Origin of the sequence: Microbacterium phyllosphaerae, from assembly GCF_017876435.1 — a bacterium.
GTDB lineage: Bacteria > Actinomycetota > Actinomycetes > Actinomycetales > Microbacteriaceae > Microbacterium > Microbacterium phyllosphaerae.
The window spans coordinates 3,483,760-3,503,986 of the sequence record NZ_JAGIOA010000001.1 but is presented as its reverse complement, the minus strand read 5'-3'; the positions used below and the strand labels follow the sequence as shown (position 1 = coordinate 3,503,986).

Here is a 20,227-nt window from a genome sequence, read left to right as displayed (position 1 = left end):
GCGGCGCCACGGCGCCTCTCCGCAGGGGTGCCGTCATCTGACAGGACAAAAGCCCGGAGGACCCTGTTCGTCGCGCCTCGCGACGGACGGAAGGGTCTCGCATGTCCGCTCTCGCCTTCGCTCTCGTCTTCGCCGCCGCGATCACCCACGCCGCGTGGAACGTCATCGCCCATGGCGTGAGCAGGGCAGGGATGCCGTTCCTGTGGTGGGGTGCGGTCGGCGGCACGGCCGTGTGGATCGGAGTCATCCCGTTCACCGGGGGACTCGGCACCGACGACGTGCAGGGGTTCCTGCTGGGGGTCGGCGTCTCTGCTGTGCTGCATGTGGTCTACATGGCGGTGCTTCAGCGCGGATACCGGGAGGGCAACCTCTCGACGGTCTATGCGACGGCGAGGGGAACCGGACCCTTCCTGTCGGTCATCATCGCCGTCGTGCTGCTGGGGGAGAGTCCGTCGGCTCTCGCGCTCGTCGGCGTCGGCGCGATCATCCTCGGAGTCGTCGCGATCGGCGTCGTCGACCGAGGTCGCTCAGCAGGCTCGCGACGGGGCATCGATCCGGGGCTTCTGTTCGGCCTGCTCACCGGCGTGGCAATCGCGATCTACACGATCTGGGACGCGAACGCCGTGCGCACCTGGAACCTGTCGCCCGTCGCGTTCATGGTCGGCACGATGCTGCTCGAGATCCCGTTCTACTCGATCGGCGTGCGAGGTCGGTGGGCCGCCGTACGCACTCTCGGACGCACGCAGTGGCGCCGGATCGCGGCATTCAGCATCCTGTCGCCGCTGTCGTACATCCTCGTGCTCACAGCCATCCAGATCGCGCCCGTCGCCCTCGTCGCGCCGCTGCGCGAGGTCAGCGTCGTGCTGGTCTCACTGTTCGGCGTCTTCGCGCTGAAGGAGAGCAGGCCGGGATGGCGGATCGCCGCCTCCGCTGTGGTCGCGGTCGGCATCGTGCTGCTCGCGTTGTGAGCACGTGGCGTGAGCATTCTTCGTGCGTGAGATGGGGTGATTGGATTGATGCCGTGCCAGTCGCATGGAGTCTTCGAGCGAGCAGTGCGTCGGATGCCGCGTGGATGGCGGAACTGCGCGCGATCGTCATGCGCCCCGATCTCGAGCGGCTGGATCGATACGATCCGGTGCGCGTGCGGCAGCGGTTCCTCGATGCGTTCGTTCCCGAGAACACGCGTGTGATCGTCGTCGACGGAGAGGACGTCGGTCTCGTCGCGGTCCGGCATGAGAACGACGGAGTGTGGATCGAGCACTTCTATCTCGACCCCGCCGTGCAGGGGCGAGGGCTCGGGTCTGCGGTTCTCGCGAAGCTGCTCGCGGACGGCGGCCAGGAGCACCAGTTTCGGCTCAACGTGCTGCAGGGGAGCCCCGCGAGGCGCCTGTATGAGAGGCACGGGTTCGCCCTCGACACCGAGGACGAGGTCGATGTGTTCATGAAGGCGGCATCGCCGCGGAACTGATCGTCCGCTCGCTCGTGCTTCTTTTCTGCGCGGAGCTCCCGCCCGCCCCACTTCTCACCTGTGCTGGCCACCTTCGGTCCCGCCCGCGGCCACCGGCCCCCGCCCCGAGTCTCACCCGCGCTGGCCTACCTCCTGTCCCACCTGCGGCCAGCCCCCAGGGTCTCACCTGCGCTGGCCTACAGGTCGCATCGGCCTGTTCCGCCTCCGGTCCCGTCTGCCCGTTCTCGCCCGCTGTTCCACCTCCTGTCCCGCTCGCCGATGCCATCCGCCGGTTGGCCCCTGAGCCCATGCACCTGTCTCACCTTTGCTCCCAGGGTCCGGAGACCCATCGCGTTCGTATCTGCTCTGCTCTGCTCTTCTCCTCTCGACTCGAGTCGTGTCTTCTTCTTCACTCCTCCCATCTCCTGTTCTCGTGTCTTCTCGTTCTCTCCTCTCCCGTTTTCGTGTCTTCTCGTTCTCTCCTCTCCCGTTCTCGTGTCTTCTCGTTTTCTCATCTCCTGTTCTCGTGTCTTCGCTTCGCCGTTTCCATCCCACCGTTACGCCTGTCTCTCTGCGGCATTCCGGAAGGCTGGGATACGTGCTCTGATCTGGGGTAAATCGGGGTGGTTTCGGGTCTTGAATGTCGGTGGTTCCGTGTTGACTTGCGGGTATGAACAGCACTGTCGAGCTTCTGGATCGGGTCATCGCCGACCTCGACACTGTGCTGTCCGACGACGCGCTCGCGGGGCTGACCGATGCGCAGCGGATCACGGTGTTGCAGGGTGCGGGGGCGGCGTTCCGGCGGGTCGAGGCGGTGATCGTGGAGACCGTCGCGACGGGGGATGCGGGGGATTTTCCGCATGTGGCGGGGTGTCGGGGTCTGAATGAGTTGTTGCAGCGGATGCTGCGGGTGGATGTGCGGGGTGCGTCGCGGGTCGACAGGGTCGTCGATCTGGTGCGGCGTCCGGTGAGTTTGGCGGGGGAGCGGATGCCGGCCCGGTGGGCGGAGTTGCGGCTCGCGTTGCTGGACGGGGTGGTCGGGGTGGCCGGGTTTGTGGCGGCGACGGGTCCGATCGAGAGAGTGTGGGATCGACTCACGATCGATCAACGGTTGGCGGCGGACGTCGCGTTGGCGGGGTGTGCCCGGGGTCACGGCCTCGCGGCCGACGTGGATGATGGTCCGGACGCGGACGCGGACGCGGACGCGGATGTTGAGGACGGGGAATCGGGTCCGGCGCCGACGGTGCAGGACTTGAAGGCTCTCGCGGAGGATCTCGCGTCGATGTTCGACCCTGACGGGGAAGAACCCAAAGATGAAGACGCGCGTCGTCGGCGGGGGATCACGATCGGCCGGTTGAAAGACGGCATGCATGCGATCCGGGGGTACCTGACCCCGGACGCGGCCGCACAGCTGCAACTCATCCTGGACGCGATCCTCAACCCGAAAGGCGATGGCCCACCGATGCCGGGCGTGCGCTTCGCCCCGAGCGGCGGTGTTGATGCCGATACGGACTTCGATGCGGATGCGCACTCTGACGCGGGCACGGACGATGGCGCGAATGCGGGCGCGGACTTTGGCGCTGGTGCTGGTGCTGGTGCTGGTGCTGGTGCTGGTGCCGACTTTGGTGCGGGTGCGGGTGCGGGTGCGGGTGCGGGTGCGGGTGCAGGTGCAGGTGCAGGTGCAGGTGACGACGGCGAGGGTTCTGATCCGTTCAACTCTGACCCGCGCTGCGTGCTCGATGACCGCACCGCGGCGCAGAAACGTCACGACGCTCTCGCCATGGCTCTCGCGATCGCCGCCCGCCACAAAGACACGCCCACTCTCGGTGGGTCGTCACCGGTTCTGGTCGTGAACGTCGATGCACGAGATCTTGCCGTCTATTCCGGGGGTGCCGCCAGTGCCGCTTTCGGAGGCAACGCATACGGAGCGAGCCGCAATCGCGGCAATGGCGGGTGGGGGACGATCCCCGGATCCGGCGCGCATGTCCCCGTGTCGGTCGCCGCGCAGGTCGCATGCAGCGGGGTGATCCAACGGGTGCTGTTCGATGAGGGGCGGATCATCGGGATCACGACCACCGACCGGGTGTTCACCGTGCACCAACGCCGCGCGATCGTCGCTCGTGACAAGGAGTGTCTGATCCCCGGGTGTCATGTGCCGGCGTCGTGGTGTGAGATCCACCACGTCACCGAACACGCGCGGGGCGGGCCCACCCATACGGATAACGGCGTGCCGTTGTGCTGGTGGCATCACCGAAGTCTCGGTTCCTCCGGGTGGGAGATCCGGATGAATGATGGTGTCCCGCAGGTGCGGGGTCCGAGATGGTGGGACCCCGAACAGCGGTGGCGCACCCCGCGACTCAGCCTCCCGAAGACGCCCGTCCGCTCGATGGCGCTTGCCCGCACCGGCTGAACTGCACCGGCTGACCTGCGGCGACTGACTTGCACAGGCCGAACTACACCGGCTGACCTGCACCGATAGTCAGAGGATTACGCACGCCCAGCACAGGCTCAGCCGCAGACCCGGCTCAGCGAGATACCCGGCTCAGCGAGATACCCGGCTCAGCGAGATACCCGGCTCAGCGAGATACCCGGCTCAGCGAGATACCCGGCTCAGCGAGATACCCGGCTCAGCGAGATACCCGACTCAGCGAGATACCCGACTCAGCGGAACTCGACCAGTCCGGCGTGCGCTGCGGTGACGAGGATCTGCACACGGTCGCGCACATGCCACTTCGACATGATGCGTCCCAGATGGGCCTTCACCGTCCCCTCCGAGACGATGAGCGTCCGCGCGATCTCCGCGTTCGACATGCCCTGTGCGAGACGCTGCAAGACTTCCTGCTCGCGATCGGTGAGCACCTCGAGAGTGCCGTCGCTCGCCACAGGTTCGGTGTCACGCACGTGCTTGATCAGCAGCGAAGCGATCCGCGGCGAAAGCGAGCTCGCACCGCTGTACACCTCGCGGACGCCCTCGAGGATGCTCGCTGCGCTCGAGTCCTTCAGCAGGTAGCCCGACGCGCCGGCGCTGAGCATCGGAAGCACGGTGTCACTGCCGTCGAGAGTCGTGACCGCGAGGATCTTGATCTCGGGCCAGCGCTCGCTGATCACGGCCGTCGCCTCGATGCCGTTCATCTCGGGCATCTGCACGTCCATCATGACCACGTCAGGGCGCTCGCGTTCGACGACCTCGATGCCCTCCAGCCCCGACTCGGCTTCGGCGATCACCGTGATCTCGGGGTCTCGCGAGACGAAGTGAGAGAGCGCGGAGCGCACCAGGGGATCGTCATCGACGATCACAACGCGGATTTGGGACATGCAGGAAGCCTAACCGGGGGTGACCTCAGCCGCGATGTATTGGACTTTTGGCTATCGAGGTCTAGACGAGAGACAGATGTGCGACGTGCAGATCACCGAGAAGATGAATACATCGCTAGTCAAAAGTGCAAGAAATGAGGTGAATCTCTATGTCTTTCTGGAACCAGGTTGGATACTTCTTCGGCTTCTACCGTTAATATATCTGGCGGATAGGAGATACTGAAGCATGGCTTTAAGTCTTTCGAGCAGTGACAGGTCTGATGTCGCGCGGCTCGGCAAGGGCGAGAAGCTGAGCACGATCGAACGGATCGCCATCGTGGCGGTCATCGGAACGATCGTGATCTTCGACATCGTCGGCCTGTTCCTCCCTCCGGGGTTGGAGCCGTTGGCTGCGGTGATTGGGCTCGCGTCATCCGCGGTTCTCGCCCTCTATCTCTGGTCGCCTCTCATCGCGACGTACGCGCTCGCCGTCGTCGTCGCACTCTCTTTCATCCCCGGCATCGAGTCCCAGGTGTTGACGGTCGCCGCATTCGCGGCGGGCCTCATCGTTCGACTGGGTTGGACCTCACTGGTCCTCTCGTATTCGGGTGGTTTCCTCCTCGCGACCGCACTGACGGCGTACACAGATACGCGCGTCGCGGTCAACATCGGCATCTACCTCGTCGTCGCCGTTGTGTCCGGAGCCGTCGGCTTCGCGCTACGCATGGCATTCGCCCGAGGACGCACGCTCGAAGTGCAGTTGGCTGAGAAGGCCGAGCAGGAACGCCAAGCAGTACTCGCCGAACGACGTTGGATCGCCGGCGAGCTGCACGACAGCATCGCTCACCACCTCACGGTGGTGTCGCTGCACGTGCAGATGCTCGACGACGACCGCACCAGTACCGAATCGCAGGAAGCGATCCGCATCGCCGCCCGCAAGGCGATGACCGATCTCCGCTTCGTGATCGATCTCGCCGACGACGGCCCCCGCTCCGAGGGCATGCCGGCAGGCGACCTCGCAGCGTCTGTCGACGAGGCCAAGCAGGAATTCGAGGCCGCCGGGCATCCGGTGCTCGTCAAGGGTGACCCCACGGACGAGCGCATCCCGCGCGCGGCCGAGATCATCTTCGCGCGAATCATGCGCGAGTCTGCGACGAACGCCCTCAAGTACGCCGGTCCGGGTGAGATCGAGATCCGACTCGACATCGACGACGAGATGGCGGGGCTGGTCGTCAGCAGCCCCCTCTCCGTGACTCCGCGTCGCGAGCTCTCCTCCAGTCGCACCGGCATCGGCCGCATGGCTGAGCGCGTGCTCGGAGCGAGCGGCGAGTTCACCGCCGGCGAGGACGATGGTCGATGGGTCGTGACCGCTCGTCTACCGATCGCGCGGTCCGTCGCGACCCCCTGACACGGCACCCCGTACGATCTCCCATCGCGGTCGCGGAATACCGGTATCCAATCCGAGATCCGCGGAATTCCGGGCTTCACGAGCGGAATCCTAGACAAAGGTCTATGTGAGATCTCGACTATAGACCGTGTTCGATGGTGTAGCCGGGCGCTTACATTGGGTATACCCCAGAAATAGCGCATCCCCAGCGCTGTGATCGCGAGCGCGGTCCTTGGAATCTGATCCCCATCGCGCTCGCGATCGGCTTCTCTCCTCCCCAAGGAGTCGAAGCCAGCTGCCCGCAGCCCAGCGTCCCGGAGACGGACGTCGGATTCGGCGCGACGGCGTGCAGCCGTCCGGCAGTGCCGGTCCTACGGCTCTACCCGCCCACCGCACGCATGTAGTGGCCGTCCGTCGATATCCCGGATGCGGCGACCGTGAAGCGCACGACCTCGCTGAGGTACCGGTCTTCCGACGCTTCGAAGATGTGCCCGTCCGCGTCTCTGGAGATCCTGCTCAACCGAAGGATCGGCGTCCCCTGCGGCACGCGCAGTAGCGCAGCATCCTGCTCGTCCGCCGCGACCGCGTCGATCTGATGCTGCAGTCCCACGATCGGATGCCCGACCGAGCCCAGGTACTCGGTGATCGAGATCTCGTCGGGGTCCACGTCGAACAGTCGTCGTCCGACGGCCTCCGTGTAGAAGAGTCGCTCGAGCATCGTCGGCCTGCCGTCGAGCAGCCGCAGACGCACGACGCTCACGATCGTGTCGTCGGGAGCGACGCCGAGCATCTCGGCGCGATCGCCGGCGCGACGCAGGCTCAGTTCCTGGGTCTGCGCACCCGGCGTGACCCCGAGTTCGCGGGCCCAGCGAGTGAACGGGACCGACATGTCGACGGCCTGACTCGCCTTGCGGGCGACGACGCGAGCCGGACGACCGCGACCCGTCTCGATGAGGCCTTCACTCCGCAGCGCGGCCAGCGCATTGCGGATCGGGCCACGCGAGGTGTGCCACCGGTCGGCGAGTTCCGACTCCGTGGGAACGTCATCGCCGGGGCGCAGAGTGCCCTCCGCGATCCGGGCACGCAGGTCGTCAGCGATCTGGGTGTATACAGCTTCGGCCACATAGGCATACTACTTGGGCAACCACCCTGGATGTTCGCATGTTCTGACCGTGTTCATCCCGGAAAACCTCGGATGAACGAACGCTGAACTCTGCCGAGTTAGGTATATATCTCCCGCTTCGGGCTGTCAGAGTGGCTTCTGGATCACCCCTCCCACTCTGAAAGGTCCTCATGAAGCTCCGCGCTCTCCCCGTACTCGCCGGCGCCGCGATCCTCGCGCTCGGCCTCGCCGCCTGTTCCGGCACCGCCGAGGCAACCGGCAGTGCCGGTGCTGACGAGTCGTCCGCCACCAGCGGCTTCGCCGTCGACGAGAACACCCTCGTCTTCGGCGTCGTGCCCGACTCGGTCGACACCGAGACGAACTATCAGCCGCTCATGGACTACATCGCCGAGATCACCGGCAAGACCGTCGAGTACCACGAGTCCACCGACTACGCGGCTCTCATCGAGGCCGCCGTCGCCGGCAAGGTCGACGTCGCCTCGTTCTCGGGCTTCACCTACGTCACCGCGACGAACAACGGCGCGAAGCTCACGCCGATCTCGTCGATCGTGACCGAAGAGGGCCAGGAGCCCGGCTACTACTCCCAGGCGATCGTCCCCGCCGACAGCGACATCTCGAGCATCGAGGACTTCAAGGGCAAGAAGGTCTGCTTCGTCGACCCGTCGTCGACGTCGGGCTACCTCTTCCCGTCATACAACCTGCTCGAGGCGGGTATCGACCCCAAGACCGACATCACCCCCGTCTTCGCGGGCAAGCACGACGTGAGTGTGCAGAAGGTCGGCGAGGGAGTCGAGTGCGAGGTCGGCTTCGCCGAAGACTCCGAGGTCGAGAAGTCGGATGCCGTGAAGGTCATCGACGAGACCATGGTCCCGGGCGCTCCGCTCGTCTACTCCTCGACGCTTCCGGATGACGTCTCGAAGAAGCTCATCGACGGGCTCTCCGAGATCACGATCGACGACATCATCGCCGCCGGTATCGACAGCGCCGACACCGACGCCTTCCGCAGCGTCTTCTACGCCACGAAGCCGGTCGACGATGCGTACTACGACCTGATCCGCGACATCTGCAAGGAGACCGAAGCGGAGCAGTGCCAGGGCTGATCCCCGACCACTGAACGCCGGTCGGGTTCGAGCGCCCTTCGTCGCATCTTCGCAGCAGCGGCGAGAGACGAAGGGCACTCACCCGCAGCCACGCGCATCGCCCCCGCACGACGAACAACCGAGCACCGCACACCCGAACACGACGCACCACTGGAGAGAATGCAATGAATGCGGCATCCGATGCCCTGATCCGCCTGGCGGGCGTGACCAAGAACTTCGGTTCGACGACGGCACTCAAGGATGTGTCGCTGCAGGTGTCACGCGGCGAGATCGTCGTGCTGCTCGGACTCTCCGGTTCGGGCAAGTCGACGCTGCTCCGCCATCTCGACGGACTCGAGACTCCGACCTCCGGTGACATCGAGGTGCTGGGCTCCCAGGTGCCGGCCCTGAGGGGCAGGGCGCTGCGCACGCTCCGTAGCCGCGTGGGCTTCATCTTCCAGCAGTTCGAGCTCGTGCCCTCGCTCACCGTTCTCGAGAACGTGCTCACCGGCTCCCTCTCCGAGGTCAGGGGCCCGCGTCTCGGCCTGTGGGGCTACTCGAAAGCCGCGAAGCTGCGGGCGCTCGGGCACCTCGACCGCGTCGGCCTGCTCGACCGTGCTTACCAGCGCAGCGACACCCTCTCGGGTGGTCAGCAGCAGCGGGTCGCGATCGCGCGAGCGCTCATGCAGAAGCCCGACATCCTGCTCGCCGACGAGCCCGTCGCCTCTCTCGACCCCGAGTCCAGCGATCAGGTGATGGCGCTGATCCGCGAGATCGCCGCCGATGAGGGGCTCACGGTGGTCTGCAGCCTGCACCAGGTCGACCTCGCGATCTCGTGGGCCGACCGTATCGTGGGGCTCCGTCACGGCGAGATCGTGCTCGACACCCCCACCACCGACCTCACCAAGGCCGAGGTCATGGAGATCTACGGCCGCGTCGCCACGACGACCGCCGAAATCCAGGCCGTGCGGGCCGAGCTCACCGACATCACCACGGATGTCGTCGTCGACGCGTCCGAGATCGACGCCGTGCTGACCGAGAAGGCGCGCGTCTCGTGACCCTGCTCTCCGGCCCACCGGCCGCACGGCCGGCACGCGACGCCACCCGCGGCGCGGGCTCGGCATCAGCGACCGTCGCCGATCGCGCTCCCCGACGCCCGATCTCGCCCGAGCGGATCGCCGCCGGGCTCACGTTGCTCGTTCTCGTCGCGCTCGGGATCCTGGCCGTCGACGAGGTGGGCATCTCGATCCCGGCGATGGTGCAGAGCTGGGGCAATGCCGAGAACTTCATGGCCCGCGTCGGAGGGCTCACATTTCCCGAACCCGGGGATCTCGCCTGGCTGATCGCCCTCACTGTCGGGCTGGTGCTGGTCGGTACGCTGCTCGCCGCCGTGTTGTCGGTGCCCATCGCCTACCTCGCCGCATCGAACACGACTCCGGGCAACGGATGGCGTGCCGCAGCGCGATTCGTCGGGGTGCTCACCCGAGCGCTCCCCGATGTGGTGCTCGCGATGGCGTTCGTGCTGATGTTCTCGCTCGGCACTCTCCCCGGCATCCTCGCGATCGGCATCCACTCGATCGGCATGATCTCGAAGATGTTCGCCGATGCGATCGAGCAGATCGACGAGGGGCCCCGCCTCGCGATCCGCGCGGCAGGCGGGTCGAAGATGCAGGAGTTCGCCTCGGGCATCCTGCCGCAGGTGCTGCCGAGCTGGGTCGCGACCGTCCTGCACCGCAATGACATCAACCTCCGTGGCAGTGTCGTGCTCGGCTATGTCGGCGTCGCAGGTCTCGGACTCGAGATGTCGTATGCGTTCAAGGCGCTCAACTACGGCGAGGGTCTCGGCATCGCGCTGGTCATCTTCCTGCTCTGCGTCGCGATGGAGATCATCTCGAGCATGGTGCGCGGCGCGATGCTCGGACAGCAGAAGCAGACCCGTTCGTGGATCGATCGCCTCATCCACCCCCGCCTCGGCGACCGGGTGAGTGACTCCGCGAGCACCAGCCCCGCGTGGGCGGCATCTCCCCGGGCGGCCGTACGTCGGCCGTGGACGGCAGAGCGCGTGCGCAACACGACCGGTGTCGTGATCGCGGTGCTGGTCGTGATCGGCAGCGTGATCGTCAGCCAGATCAACTGGATGGACTTCTTCACGTTCTGGGGCAAGCTCCCCGACGTCGCCGCCAAGTTCTGGCCGCCGTCGTTCGGCAGCTACGAGGCGTCGGCGATGATCGCCGCCATGCGCGACACCGTCGCGATCGCGCTCGCCGCCACCGTGCTCACGCTGGTGCCCTCGCTGATCCTCGGCTCCCTCGCCGCGAGCAACGTCGCACCGAGCTCCGGCGCCCGCGGCGCCGCTCGCTTCCTGCTCGTCGGCATCCGAGGGATCCCGGAGCTGATCCTCGCGATCGTGCTCGTCGTGATCACCGGGCTGGGGGCGCAGGCGGGCGTCATCGCCCTGGCGATCGGCGGTATCGGACTGCTCGGAAAGCTCATCGCCGACTCGTTCGAGGAGGTGGATCGCGGGCCTGAGCGCGCGCTCCGCGCTGTGGGCGCCACCCGTCTGCAGACCTACGCCTCGGCCACGGTGCCGCAGGGCATGCAGGCGCTCATCGGGCACAGCTTCTACATGCTCGACACGAACATCCGCGCGGCGACGATCCTCGGCATCGTGGGCGGCGGCGGAGTCGGCTACTACCTGCTCAATGCCAGCCAGGGATCGCGGTACGAGACGGTCACCGCGATCGTGCTGATGATCCTCGTGACGGTGCTCGTGGTCGAAGGGCTCGCGATGTGGATGCGCAAGGTGTTCCGATGAGCCCCGCAGGCACGCCCGCAGGCAGCCCCGCAGGCACCCCCGCAGGCACCCCCGCAGGCTTGGCGGATCTCGTCGTCGTCGGCTCGGGCATCGTCGGCCTCGGGGCGGCCTACGCGGCCGCGCGTCGGGGCTTGAGCGTCATCGTCGTGGACAGAGCGGATGCTCCGGTCGGAGCGACGATCCGCAACTTCGGCCACCTCTGCATCGGAGCACAGGCGGGGGAGGCGCGCCGCTATGCGGATGCCTCCCGCGACCTGTGGCTGCGCCTGTCACGTGACGCAGGCTTCTGGCTGCGCGAATCCGGCACCCTGGTCGCGGCCCGTCATGCCGACGAGGTCGCGGTGCTCGAACACGCGGCGGCCGAGGGTGGCATCCGGATGCTCGAGACCGACGAGCTGCTGCGACTGGCGCCGCTGCGTGCGGAGGGACTGGTGGGCGGAGCCCACATCGAGACCGACCTGCAGACCGACCCGCGCGCCGCGGCCTCGGCGATCGTCCGGCACCTCTCGCACCTGGGCGTCGAGTTCCGCTTCCGCACAGCCGTGACCGCGGTCTCGGGCGGACGCGTCGACACGACCCGGGGCGCGATCACGGCGGGTGCCGTCGTCGTCGCGGTCAATCACGACATCGACCAGCTGCTGCCCGAGGTCGCCGAGCGCGTCGGCGTCGTCCGCTGCGCGCTCGACATGATGCGCGCGGCGGTGACGCTGCGGCATCCGCTGGCCGCGCCATTGCTGACCGGCTGGTCGCTCGTGCGGTACGGACGCTTCGCCGACGGGCCCGCGACGGCCGCTCTGAGAGAGAGGCTGCATGCGGAGCGCCCCGATCTCGCCGCCCTCGACCTGAACCAGATGTACACGCAGCTGCCGGACGGCACCCTCATCATCGGCGACTCGCACTCCACGTCGACCGCGCCCGACCCGTTCCAGCCGGAGGCCGCGTTCGCCGCCTTCCTGGCTGAGGCGGAAGCGCTGTTCGACATGCCGGCACCCCGCGTGCTGGAGCGCTGGCAGGGCGTCTACGCGAAGGCTGCACAGGACTTCCTCATCGACAGGGGCGATGAGGGGGTGCTGGTGCTCGCCGCGACCACCGGCATCGGAATGACCACGGGTCTGGGGCTCGCCGAAGAGAATCTCACCGCCGCCTTCGGGTGGGCACCCGCAATGGAAGGATCATCATGACCGCTGCACAAGAAGAGAGCCGCGCACTCGAAGAGGCCCGTGCACTCGAACTCGTCGTCCTCGACATGGCCGGCACCACCGTGCTCGATGACGGGGTCGTCGAGACCGCGTTCCAGCGCGCCGCCGAGCGCACCGGGGTCGCTGATCGCATGCCGTGGGATGACGCACTCGCTCACGTGCGAGCGACCATGGGGCAGTCGAAGATCGACGTGTTCACGTATCTCGCCGGGGGCGACCGCGCCGCGGCCGAGCGTGCCACCGCCGCGTTCGAGGGCGCCTACGCGGAGATCGTCGCGGAGCAGGGGGTCACCGAGATCCCCGGTGCGGCGGATGCGATCCAGGGTCTGAAGGATGCCGGTCTCTCGGTCGTCCTCACGACCGGGTTCGCGCCCGTGACCCGGGATGCGCTGATCGACGGCCTGGGCTGGGGCGGTCTCGTCGACCTGGTGCTGTCGCCGGTGGATGCCGGCCGAGGGCGCCCCGCGCCCGACCTCGTGCTGACGGCGCTGATCCGCACGCAGACCTCCTCGGTCGCCGCGGTCGCGGTCGCGGGCGACACCGTCAGCGACGTCGAATCCGGTCGCCGTGCGGGGGCCGGTTTCGTCGCGGGTGTGCTCACCGGCGCCCACGACGTCCGGGCGCTCACGGATGCCGGAGCAGACGCAGTGCTCGCGGATGTGACCGGGCTCCACGGCGCACTCGCCGAGCGCGGTCTGCTGCCTCTCGTCGCGACCGTCTGAATCGGGCGATGACATGGGAACGCTGCTGATCCGTCCTCCCGGCCATCGCCGTGACGTCACCCTGCGCCCGGCCGCGACCGCCATGGTGTGGATCGGCGAGGGGCACGCGCACGAGATGATCGCGGTTCCCGGCGTCGCTCTGGCGGATCACGACGTGCTCGTGGCGGTGGAGATGTCGACGATCTGCGGGTCCGACGTGCACACCGTGCAGGGGCGCCGATCGGCTCCCGTGCCGCTGGTGCTCGGACACGAGAGCGTGGGACGCGTGATCGCGACGGGCGACGCGGGGGCGACCGCGGTCGACGGCACGCCGCTGCGCATCGGCGACCGTGTCGTGTGGTCGGTGACGATCTCGTGCGGCACGTGCGATCGATGCGCACGCGGACTGACGCAGAAGTGCCGCACGCTCGGCAAGTACGGCCATGATCGGGTCGGCGTGCACGGCGATCTCACCGGTGCCTTCGGCACCCACGTGCAGGTGCGAGCGGGCACGACGATCGTGCGGGTGCCCGAGTCGCTGCCGGCATCCGTCCTCGCACCCGCCTCGTGCGCGACCGCCACCGCCTGGGCCGCCGTGGCGCGCGCCGCGCGCGACCACGACCTCGATGGTGCAGCGGTGCGCATCCATGGCGCGGGTCTCGTCGGACTCTCGGCCGCGGCGATCGCCGTCGAGCACGGAGCGACCGTCGAGGTGCTCGATCCCGCGCCCGACCGTCTCGCGCTCGCCGCACGGTTCGGTGCGGCGCAGCTCGACCGTGACCCTGACGTCGTCATCGAGGCATCGGGCCATGCGGTGTCCGAGGCGCTCGCGGGCGTGGGTACCGGCGGGACGGTCGTGCTCGTGGGCAGCGTGTTTCCCGCAGACCTTGTGCCGGTCGACGCCGAGAGTATCGTGCGACGACTGGTCACCGTGACCGGGGTGCACAACTACACCGGCGCCGAGCTGGCCGACGCGGTGGGATTCCTCGCCGGCCGCGGTCGCGCCTATCCGTTCGCGGACGCGGTCGGCGAGGTGCGACAGCTGGCGGCGATCGACGAGGCGATCACCGCCGCATCCGCACCGGGGGCACCACTGCGGATCGGGCTCGTGCCGGGGCGCTGAGCTGTAGCGGGCTCAGCCCTCTTCGCTCAGCTCGCGTCGCTCAGTCCTCTTCGCTCAGTTCTCTTCGGCTGAGTCGGGGTGCGTCGGTGCGTCCGCCTCGACGCTCGCCGCCTCGTCGTAGCCGGGGCGCGACGGCTGCAGCGGCTGGTCAGAGTACTCGCCGCCCTGGCGACCGCCGAAGGGGCGTCCGTGGTCGGCGAACTCGTCGCGGGCGAACACGAGCTCCCACGGGCCGACCGTGAAGCGCGCACCCGTGCGAAGGGTCTGCTTGCGCTCGCCGGGATGCGTGGCATCCGCGTCGGGGTTGGTGTTCATCTCACCCTCGCCGTGGAGCTCCACGACGTACTCGTCGCGGTCGTCGTGCGTGATCGTGGCGTGCACGGGGTCGGCGTCTTCGAGGCGCAGCTCGTTGTCCGCGCCGGATCCGATGCGCACCACGTCGACCTCGAGCGCGAACTCGGAGCGCAGGTCGTCGCGTGAGACGCGCAGACGAGGATTGCCCGCGCCGAACTCCGCGTGAGTCGTCGTGGGGGTGTACCCCTCGTCGGGTCGGTCGTCGATGTGTCGTGCGTTCATGGGTGCCGCCTCCTCGCAATCCCCGCCAGAATATGTGGCGGAGAGAAGCGGGCGGAGGGGGTTGACTTCGCCGCCCTCCACCCGCAAGATCTCCTGCGGAGAAGCTCGGATCACCGGCGGGACCGGAGGCGTGGAGACGTCGTCTGTTCTGCTTATGATCGATGCGATGCACCTGAAACATGGGAGGAGAGGGCTGCATGGGCAAGTTCATCTACGAGGGCAGCGTGAAGACCGAGATCGAGGATCGCGCCCTCACTCACCTGCAGCTCGTGATCACGGCCAAGCTGCGCCGCGCGGAGCCGTTCCCGTTCAGCTGGCGTGAGGATTCGAGCGTCGGCGGCGGTCGCACCACCGTGTGGGTGCAGCCGGGCAGCTCGCTCGTCTTCAAGTACTTCGGCAGCCGGCAGCCGTCGATCAACCGGGCGTGGATCGAGGCTCTCGCCTTCACGGCGAACGCACCGAGCGGCCTGTACCTCGTGCCCGAGCCGCAGGACACCCCGGGCTCGGCTCAGGGCGCCGACGAGGCGCCCGCCGCCCCGGCCGTCTGAGAGTCGGTCCCGTCGTCGAGCTGACCTGACCGGCCCGTAGGCTGGACGGGTGCAGCAGTCCGCGTCATCCCGTCCTCTCGTGGGCGTCGCTCTCGTCGTCTGCTCCTGTCTCTCGCTGCCGTTCGGCGCCGCTGTGGCAGCCCAGCTCTTTCCGGTGCTCGGCCCGTGGGGTGTGACCTCGCTGCGCGTCGCGATCGCCGCGCTGCTGCTGGTCGTCATCGTGCGGCCACGACCCATCCGCTGGAATCGGTCGCAGTGGCTCGCCGCCGTGTTCTTCGGGCTGTCGCTCGCGGGCATGAACGGATTCTTCTACGCCGCGATCGACCGCATCCCGCTCGGTCCCGCCGTCGCGATCGAGTTCCTCGGTCCGCTCGTGCTGGCGGCGGTGCTCACGCGGCGTCTCGCGGATGCGGCGTGGGTCGGTGTCGCGCTTCTGGGCATGGTGCTTCTGGGCGTCGACGGTCTGATCGGCTCCGAGCCGCTGGATCCGCTCGGTCTCGTGTTCATCCTGATCGCGGCGGGGTTCTGGGCCATGTACATCCGGATGAGCGCGCGCGTCGGTGCGATCATCCCCGGCAGCAGCGGCCTCGCGGTGGGGCTCGTCGTGGCCGCCGTGCTGCTCATCCCCGTGGGTGTTCCTGCGGCGGTCACGGTCGCCGGCGACATGCAGCTGCTGCTGCTCGCCGCGGTCACCGCCGTGCTGTCGTCGGTCATCCCGTACAGCTTCGAGCTCGCGGCGCTCCGCCGCCTGCCGCAGCGCGTGTTCGGCGTGCTGCTGAGCCTCGAGCCGGCTTTCGCGACCCTCGCCGGATGGCTGATCCTCGGCCAGAGCGCGACGCCGCTGCGGATGCTCGCGATCGCCCTCGTGGTCGCGGCCAGCGTCGGCACCACGCTCGGGGTGCGTCGACAGCGACGCCGAGCGGATGCCGAGAACGACCGCGACGACGAGGGCGAACCCGACGACGAGACCGGGCCCTTCACCGCTCCCATTCCGCTGCCGGAATGACCCTGTCCGCGCCAGGCGGCGGTTCTGCGTCAGGCGGCGACCACCCGTCAGGCGGCGACCACCCGTCAGGCGGCGACTGTGGCGGGCACGGGCAGAGGGTAGCGGCGGCGCAGCAGTGAGCGCTGCACGAGCGTCCACACGACCGTGACGGTGAGATAAAGCGCCGCAGCGAGCGGAACGAACACCGCGAACACCGCCGTCAGGTAGTGGAGCGCACTCGTGACGCGCACCATGGTCGGCGAGTTCGAGGGAGAGTCGCCCTCGACCGGTGCCGGGGTGAAGACGCGACGCGTGATGTCGGCCACGACGAGCATGATGACGATCAGCACGCCGAACACCAGCAGGGTCGACGGCGACGCGGTGCCGCCGAACACCGACGAGATGAGGCTCGTGCCCAGCGGAGCGCCGAACAGGTCGTGCGTCAGCAGGTCGTTGGGGTGGCCGGCGATCTCGGGTCGGATGAAGAGCGTGTAGAGCAGCCCGACGACGGGTGCCTGCGCGAGCACGGGCAGCATGCCGGCGAACGGAGACGTGTTCTCGGAGCGGTAGAGCTCGAGCATCTCCTTCTGCAGGCGTTCGGGGTTCTTCTTGTGTCGGCGCTGCAGTTCACGCAGCTTCGGCGCGAGTCGAGCCCTCGTCTGCTCGGCTCTGGCCTGGGAGAAGCCGACGGGGATGAGCAGGGCGCGTACGAGCAGCGTGACGAGCACCACCGCGAGAGCGGCGGCGGATGCTCCGGCGAGAGGGTCGAGCAGTGAGGCGAGCCCGGCAAGGGCGCCGTACGCCGCATCCAGAAGGGCGGTCAGGGGAGGGAAGGCGAAGATGTCCATGGAAGTCCGTTCGTGTGTCGGGAAGGGTCGGCGAAAGCCGCGCAGTCCCGTACGAGGACGGACTACGCGGGAACGGCGACTCCCGGCGCACGAGGGCGCGGGTGACCGGCGGCATCCGGATCGCTCTGGGCGAGTAGCGTCGAGACGTCGATCGCCCGCAGCGGATGCGGGGCGGTGCTCGGCGAGGTCGGTGCGACACTCAGTGCGACGACGATCGTGAGCGTGGTCAGAGCGATCAGCGCGATCGCGACTCCGAGGGCGGCGGCATCGGGCATCGCGACGACGCCGAGCGCGGACGCGACGAAGCCGAGCATCTGCCCGAACCACTCGCTCATGCGCGCCTCCCTCACAGCGAGCGTAACACCGGCATCCGGGAGCAGGATCGGTTGGCGGGCCCGCCGCGACGCAGCGGGGCGGCGATAGCCTCGAAGAATGACTGACCTGTGCGAGCTGCTCGGCATCGAGCATCCGATCTTCCTCGGCCCGTTCGGCGGACTCTCGTCCGTGGCACTGGCCGCCGCCGTCAGCGACGCCGGCGGCCTCGGCGGATACGGCCTCTACGGCTACGACGGCGATCGCATCCGCTCGACCGTGGCGGCCCTGCGCGCGGCGACGTCTCGTCCGTTCGCGGTCAACATCTGGCTGCCCACCGGCGACGAGGTCGCGCCGAATCCGCAGCACACTGTGTTCGCCCAGGCGCTCGAACCGTTCTTCGAGGCCGTGGGCGTCGAGGTTCCGAGCAGGCCCGACCGCTACCTGCCCCCGCTCGACGAGCAGCTGGACGCCATCTGGGAGTCCGCGCCGCCCGTGCTCAGCACCGTCTTCGGAGCGCCCTCGGTCGAGATCGTCGACGAGGCCCACAGCCGCGGCATCCGGGTCGTGGGGGCAGCGACGACGGTCACCGAGGCCACTGCGCTCGCCGACGTCGGGGTCGACGTCGTCGTCGCGACGGGGCTGGAGGCGGGCGGGCATCGGGTGTCGTTCCTGCGTCCTCCCGAGGAGTCGCTCGTCGGCACGTTCGCGCTCATCCCGCAGGTCGTCGATGCGGTGGATGTGCCGGTGATCGCCGCCGGCGGGATCGCCGACCGGCGCGGAGTCGCTGCGGCGTTCGCGCTCGGGTCCTCTGGCGTGCAGGTGGGCACCGCGTTCCTCGCCACCGCCGAATCCGCTGCGAACGACGCGCACCGCGACGCGATCCGCACGACCGCCGCCGACGCCACCGTGCTCACCCGGGCGATGAGTGGGCGTCTCGCTCGCGGCGCCCGCAATCGCGTCGTGCGGGCGATCGAGGCCAGCGGAACGATCGCACGGTTCCCGATGCAGAACTGGCTCACGGGTCAGTTCCGCGCGGCGGCCGGACAGCAGAACCTCGGCGAGCTGCAGTCGCTGTGGATGGGCCAAGGCGCACCGCTCGCACGCTACGCCACCGCGGCGGATGCGTTCGCCGAGCTGCTGGCGGGGGTGCCGCCCAGGCTGTGATCGGTGCCCCTGACCGTGGATCCTGGCTAGGAAGATGGCTAGGATGGCCTCATGTCAACGCACAACGTGCTGGAGGCGCGGAACAGCCTCTCCCGGCTGATCGCCGAATCCCAGGCCGGGGGAGACGTCATCATCACCAAGCGGGGAACACCCGTGGCCAGGATCGTTCCTGTCGGTCCGGTCGACGTGGTGCGCAGCGGACGGCTTCTCGTCGAGTGGATCGAGGGGAATCCCCTTCCTGAGCGACTCACCCGCGAAGCGTCGGAACTCGATGCTCAGATCGAAGACAGCCGAGATTCCTGGGAATGATCTATCTCGACTCGTGCATCCTCATCTATGCGCTCGAGGACTCCGGCCCACGCGGCGACGCGGTGAGAAGAGCGCTCGCAGCGGTCGACTCACCAGTGGCATCCAGCCCTCTCGCCCTGCAGGAATGTCTCGTCGGACCACTGCGAGATCGCAATGTCGAGGTGCGAGACCGGTACCTCGCGCTGTTCGATCGGATCGAGATCGTCGATCTGGACGTGGCCGTGTTCGTCCGGGCCGCAGAATTGCGCGCGGACTTCAGGCTCAAGACCCCCGATGCCGTGCATCTCGCCGCAGCCCAGCTCTCGGAGTGCACGGAGCTCTGGACGAATGACAAGCGTCTGGCGACCGCCTCGCGTGGGCTCGCTGTCGACGTGATCGGCTAGATACGCCGCACAGCTCCCGCTCCTGCTCGACTCAGAGGATGACGGTCGACCGGCCGTGCACGATCACGCGGTCCTCGGCGTGCCACTGCACGGCACGTGCGAGCACCAGGCGCTCGACGTCGGCACCGCGGCTCTGCAGGTCGGCGGCGGACTCGGAGTGCGTGACGCGGGTGACATCCTGCTCGATGATCGGGCCCTCGTCGAGGTCGGCCGTCGCGTAGTGCGCGGTGGCACCGATCAGCTTCACACCGCGGTCCTTCGCGCGTGCGTACGGGTTCGCGCCGATGAACGCGGGCAGGAACGAGTGGTGGATGTTGATGATCGGTGCGCCGAGGCCTTCGATGAAGCCGTCGGTGAGGATCTGCATGTAGCGAGCCAGCACCACGAGGTCGACGTTGCCGCTCAGCAGCTCGAGCTGCCGCTGCTCCATCGCCTGCTTGTCGCCCGAGGGGATGTGCACGAACGGCACGCCGAACGAGCGCACCGACTCTGCGAGGTCGGGATGGTTGGAGACGACCATGGTGATGTCGACGTCGAGCTGGCCGCGCTGGGTGCGCCACAGCAGCTCCATCAGACAGTGGTCGTACTTCGACACGAAGATCGCGACGCGTTTGCGACGGGCCGTGTCATGCAGCGACCACTCCATACCGAACCGTTCGGCGACCTGTGCGATGTCGGCCTCGAGAGCGGGTCGCGCGGCCGAGAGGCCGGGCAGGTGGATCACCGTGCGCTGGAAGAACCGACCACCCTCGGAGTCGGTCGAGTGCTGGTCGAGCGAGATGATGTTCGCGCCGTGGGCTGCGAGCACACCGGCGACGGCGGAGACGATGCCGGGCTGATCGTCGCAGGCGATCAGCAGGCGGGCGGTGTCGGGCTGAGACATGGGGACTCCTCGGGGGTGTGCATCGATTCTGCCGTGGATGCGACCCCC

21 protein-coding genes are annotated in these 20,227 nt (G+C 68.1%); 15 read left to right on the top strand and 6 right to left on the bottom strand.

From position 1 onward, the window contains the following. Nucleotides 1-101 precede the first annotated feature (101 nt). The 3 genes from JOF42_RS16660 (at nt 102) to JOF42_RS18000 (ending at nt 3,857) form a co-directional block, all read left to right on the top strand. Nucleotides 102-968, top strand: coding sequence for an EamA family transporter (locus tag JOF42_RS16660; RefSeq protein WP_210098826.1), 867 nt, complete (start codon nt 102-104; stop codon nt 966-968). Nucleotides 969-1,072: 104 nt separating this feature from the next. Further along, nucleotides 1,073-1,468 (top strand): GNAT family N-acetyltransferase, encoded by a 396-nt coding sequence (locus tag JOF42_RS16655; RefSeq protein ID WP_245341359.1) that lies wholly within the window; start codon nt 1,073-1,075, stop codon nt 1,466-1,468. A gap of 700 nt (nt 1,469-2,168) precedes the next feature. Then, nucleotides 2,169-3,857: an HNH endonuclease signature motif containing protein gene (locus JOF42_RS18000; RefSeq protein ID WP_307803629.1), complete on the top strand. Its 1,689-nt coding sequence runs from the start codon at nt 2,169-2,171 to the stop codon at nt 3,855-3,857. A 251-nt stretch (nt 3,858-4,108) separates the two neighbouring features. Here JOF42_RS18000 and JOF42_RS16645 read toward each other — a convergent pair whose 3' ends face one another. Beyond that, entirely contained in the window at nt 4,109-4,762 is a 654-nt protein-coding gene (locus JOF42_RS16645; RefSeq protein WP_245340835.1) for a response regulator, read from the bottom strand. 226 nt (nt 4,763-4,988) lie between these two features. On the opposite strand from JOF42_RS16645, the gene JOF42_RS16640 reads away from it, so the two are divergent. Then, nucleotides 4,989-6,149, top strand: coding sequence for a sensor histidine kinase (locus JOF42_RS16640; protein WP_210098824.1), 1,161 nt, complete (start codon nt 4,989-4,991; stop codon nt 6,147-6,149). Between the two features lie 358 nt (nt 6,150-6,507). Here JOF42_RS16640 and JOF42_RS16635 read toward each other — a convergent pair whose 3' ends face one another. Beyond that, the gene (locus tag JOF42_RS16635) at nt 6,508-7,251 is read right to left on the bottom strand and encodes a GntR family transcriptional regulator (RefSeq protein ID WP_210098823.1); all 744 of its coding nucleotides are present in this window, start codon (nt 7,249-7,251) and stop codon (nt 6,508-6,510) included. A 170-nt stretch (nt 7,252-7,421) separates the two neighbouring features. Between JOF42_RS16635 and JOF42_RS16630 the strand changes: the two genes are divergently transcribed. The 6 genes from JOF42_RS16630 to JOF42_RS16605 all read left to right on the top strand — a co-directional run bounded on the left by JOF42_RS16630 (nt 7,422) and on the right by JOF42_RS16605 (nt 14,168). Further along, complete coding sequence (locus tag JOF42_RS16630; RefSeq protein WP_210098822.1) at nt 7,422-8,351, top strand: phosphate/phosphite/phosphonate ABC transporter substrate-binding protein; 930 nt, start codon at nt 7,422-7,424, stop codon at nt 8,349-8,351. Nucleotides 8,352-8,515: 164 nt separating this feature from the next. After that, on the top strand, nt 8,516-9,388 hold the full coding sequence (phnC, locus tag JOF42_RS16625) for a phosphonate ABC transporter ATP-binding protein (protein WP_245340834.1): 873 nt from the start codon (nt 8,516-8,518) through the stop codon (nt 9,386-9,388). Then, the gene (gene phnE, locus JOF42_RS16620) at nt 9,385-11,145 is read left to right on the top strand and encodes a phosphonate ABC transporter, permease protein PhnE (RefSeq protein ID WP_307803628.1); all 1,761 of its coding nucleotides are present in this window, start codon (nt 9,385-9,387) and stop codon (nt 11,143-11,145) included. Before phnC ends, phnE begins: the two co-directional genes overlap by 4 nt. Continuing rightward, complete coding sequence (locus JOF42_RS16615; protein ID WP_210098821.1) at nt 11,142-12,326, top strand: TIGR03364 family FAD-dependent oxidoreductase; 1,185 nt, start codon at nt 11,142-11,144, stop codon at nt 12,324-12,326. The genes phnE and JOF42_RS16615 overlap by 4 nt, the downstream gene beginning before the upstream one ends. After that, nucleotides 12,323-13,066, top strand: coding sequence for an HAD family hydrolase (locus JOF42_RS16610; RefSeq protein ID WP_210098820.1), 744 nt, complete (start codon nt 12,323-12,325; stop codon nt 13,064-13,066). Before JOF42_RS16615 ends, JOF42_RS16610 begins: the two co-directional genes overlap by 4 nt. Nucleotides 13,067-13,079: 13 nt before the next feature. Then, nucleotides 13,080-14,168, top strand: coding sequence for an alcohol dehydrogenase catalytic domain-containing protein (locus JOF42_RS16605; RefSeq protein WP_210098819.1), 1,089 nt, complete (start codon nt 13,080-13,082; stop codon nt 14,166-14,168). A 54-nt stretch (nt 14,169-14,222) separates the two neighbouring features. Here the strand turns inward: JOF42_RS16605 and JOF42_RS16600 are convergent, their stop codons facing one another. Further along, nucleotides 14,223-14,744 carry an FHA domain-containing protein gene (locus JOF42_RS16600; protein WP_210098818.1) on the bottom strand — a complete coding sequence of 174 codons (522 nt, stop codon included), beginning with the start codon at nt 14,742-14,744 and terminating at the stop codon, nt 14,223-14,225. A gap of 197 nt (nt 14,745-14,941) precedes the next feature. Between JOF42_RS16600 and JOF42_RS16595 the strand changes: the two genes are divergently transcribed. Both JOF42_RS16595 and JOF42_RS18245 read left to right on the top strand, forming a co-directional pair. Further along, nucleotides 14,942-15,292 (top strand): DUF7882 family protein, encoded by a 351-nt coding sequence (locus tag JOF42_RS16595; RefSeq protein WP_210098817.1) that lies wholly within the window; start codon nt 14,942-14,944, stop codon nt 15,290-15,292. 49 nt (nt 15,293-15,341) lie between these two features. Further along, entirely contained in the window at nt 15,342-16,298 is a 957-nt protein-coding gene (locus JOF42_RS18245) for an EamA family transporter (protein ID WP_210098816.1), read from the top strand. 65 nt (nt 16,299-16,363) lie between these two features. Here the strand turns inward: JOF42_RS18245 and JOF42_RS16585 are convergent, their stop codons facing one another. Further along, nucleotides 16,364-17,125, bottom strand: coding sequence for a YidC/Oxa1 family membrane protein insertase (locus JOF42_RS16585; RefSeq protein ID WP_210098815.1), 762 nt, complete (start codon nt 17,123-17,125; stop codon nt 16,364-16,366). 62 nt (nt 17,126-17,187) lie between these two features. After that, nucleotides 17,188-17,460 carry a DUF6412 domain-containing protein gene (locus tag JOF42_RS16580; protein WP_210098814.1) on the bottom strand — a complete coding sequence of 91 codons (273 nt, stop codon included), beginning with the start codon at nt 17,458-17,460 and terminating at the stop codon, nt 17,188-17,190. A gap of 97 nt (nt 17,461-17,557) precedes the next feature. Between JOF42_RS16580 and JOF42_RS16575 the strand changes: the two genes are divergently transcribed. The 3 genes from JOF42_RS16575 to JOF42_RS16565 are packed head-to-tail and all read left to right on the top strand — an operon-like array spanning nt 17,558 to nt 19,296. Continuing rightward, nucleotides 17,558-18,604, top strand: a complete 1,047-nt coding sequence (locus tag JOF42_RS16575) for an NAD(P)H-dependent flavin oxidoreductase (RefSeq protein WP_210098813.1) — start codon at nt 17,558-17,560, stop codon at nt 18,602-18,604. Nucleotides 18,605-18,655: 51 nt separating this feature from the next. Then, complete coding sequence (locus tag JOF42_RS16570; RefSeq protein ID WP_210098812.1) at nt 18,656-18,913, top strand: type II toxin-antitoxin system Phd/YefM family antitoxin; 258 nt, start codon at nt 18,656-18,658, stop codon at nt 18,911-18,913. Next, nucleotides 18,910-19,296, top strand: coding sequence for a type II toxin-antitoxin system VapC family toxin (locus JOF42_RS16565; RefSeq protein WP_210098811.1), 387 nt, complete (start codon nt 18,910-18,912; stop codon nt 19,294-19,296). The genes JOF42_RS16570 and JOF42_RS16565 overlap by 4 nt, the downstream gene beginning before the upstream one ends. A gap of 31 nt (nt 19,297-19,327) precedes the next feature. On the opposite strand, the gene purU is transcribed toward JOF42_RS16565, so the two are convergent. Next, nucleotides 19,328-20,179: a formyltetrahydrofolate deformylase gene (gene purU / locus JOF42_RS16560; RefSeq protein WP_210098810.1), complete on the bottom strand. Its 852-nt coding sequence runs from the start codon at nt 20,177-20,179 to the stop codon at nt 19,328-19,330. Between the last annotated feature and the right edge of the window lie 48 nt (nt 20,180-20,227).

Bases quoted from the DNA above. Each gene is read 5' to 3' on its own strand.
- JOF42_RS16575 (WP_210098813.1), top strand. From the start codon at position 17,558: ATGACTGACCTGTGCGAGCTGCTCGGCATCGAGCATCCGATCTTCCTC.
- JOF42_RS16565 (WP_210098811.1), top strand. From the start codon at position 18,910: ATGATCTATCTCGACTCGTGCATCCTCATCTATGCGCTCGAGGACTCC.
- JOF42_RS16570 (WP_210098812.1), top strand. From the start codon at position 18,656: ATGTCAACGCACAACGTGCTGGAGGCGCGGAACAGCCTCTCCCGGCTG.
- JOF42_RS16605 (WP_210098819.1), top strand. From the start codon at position 13,080: ATGGGAACGCTGCTGATCCGTCCTCCCGGCCATCGCCGTGACGTCACC.
- JOF42_RS16585 (WP_210098815.1), bottom strand. From the start codon at position 17,125: ATGGACATCTTCGCCTTCCCTCCCCTGACCGCCCTTCTGGATGCGGCG.
- JOF42_RS16595 (WP_210098817.1), top strand. From the start codon at position 14,942: ATGGGCAAGTTCATCTACGAGGGCAGCGTGAAGACCGAGATCGAGGAT.
- JOF42_RS16615 (WP_210098821.1), top strand. From the start codon at position 11,142: ATGAGCCCCGCAGGCACGCCCGCAGGCAGCCCCGCAGGCACCCCCGCA.
- purU (WP_210098810.1), bottom strand. From the start codon at position 20,179: ATGTCTCAGCCCGACACCGCCCGCCTGCTGATCGCCTGCGACGATCAG.
- phnC (WP_245340834.1), top strand. From the start codon at position 8,516: ATGAATGCGGCATCCGATGCCCTGATCCGCCTGGCGGGCGTGACCAAG.
- JOF42_RS16610 (WP_210098820.1), top strand. From the start codon at position 12,323: ATGACCGCTGCACAAGAAGAGAGCCGCGCACTCGAAGAGGCCCGTGCA.
- JOF42_RS16600 (WP_210098818.1), bottom strand. From the start codon at position 14,744: ATGAACGCACGACACATCGACGACCGACCCGACGAGGGGTACACCCCC.
- JOF42_RS16630 (WP_210098822.1), top strand. From the start codon at position 7,422: ATGAAGCTCCGCGCTCTCCCCGTACTCGCCGGCGCCGCGATCCTCGCG.
- JOF42_RS16645 (WP_245340835.1), bottom strand. From the start codon at position 4,762: ATGTCCCAAATCCGCGTTGTGATCGTCGATGACGATCCCCTGGTGCGC.
- JOF42_RS16660 (WP_210098826.1), top strand. From the start codon at position 102: ATGTCCGCTCTCGCCTTCGCTCTCGTCTTCGCCGCCGCGATCACCCAC.
- JOF42_RS16655 (WP_245341359.1), top strand. From the start codon at position 1,073: ATGGCGGAACTGCGCGCGATCGTCATGCGCCCCGATCTCGAGCGGCTG.
- JOF42_RS16580 (WP_210098814.1), bottom strand. From the start codon at position 17,460: ATGAGCGAGTGGTTCGGGCAGATGCTCGGCTTCGTCGCGTCCGCGCTC.
- JOF42_RS16640 (WP_210098824.1), top strand. From the start codon at position 4,989: ATGGCTTTAAGTCTTTCGAGCAGTGACAGGTCTGATGTCGCGCGGCTC.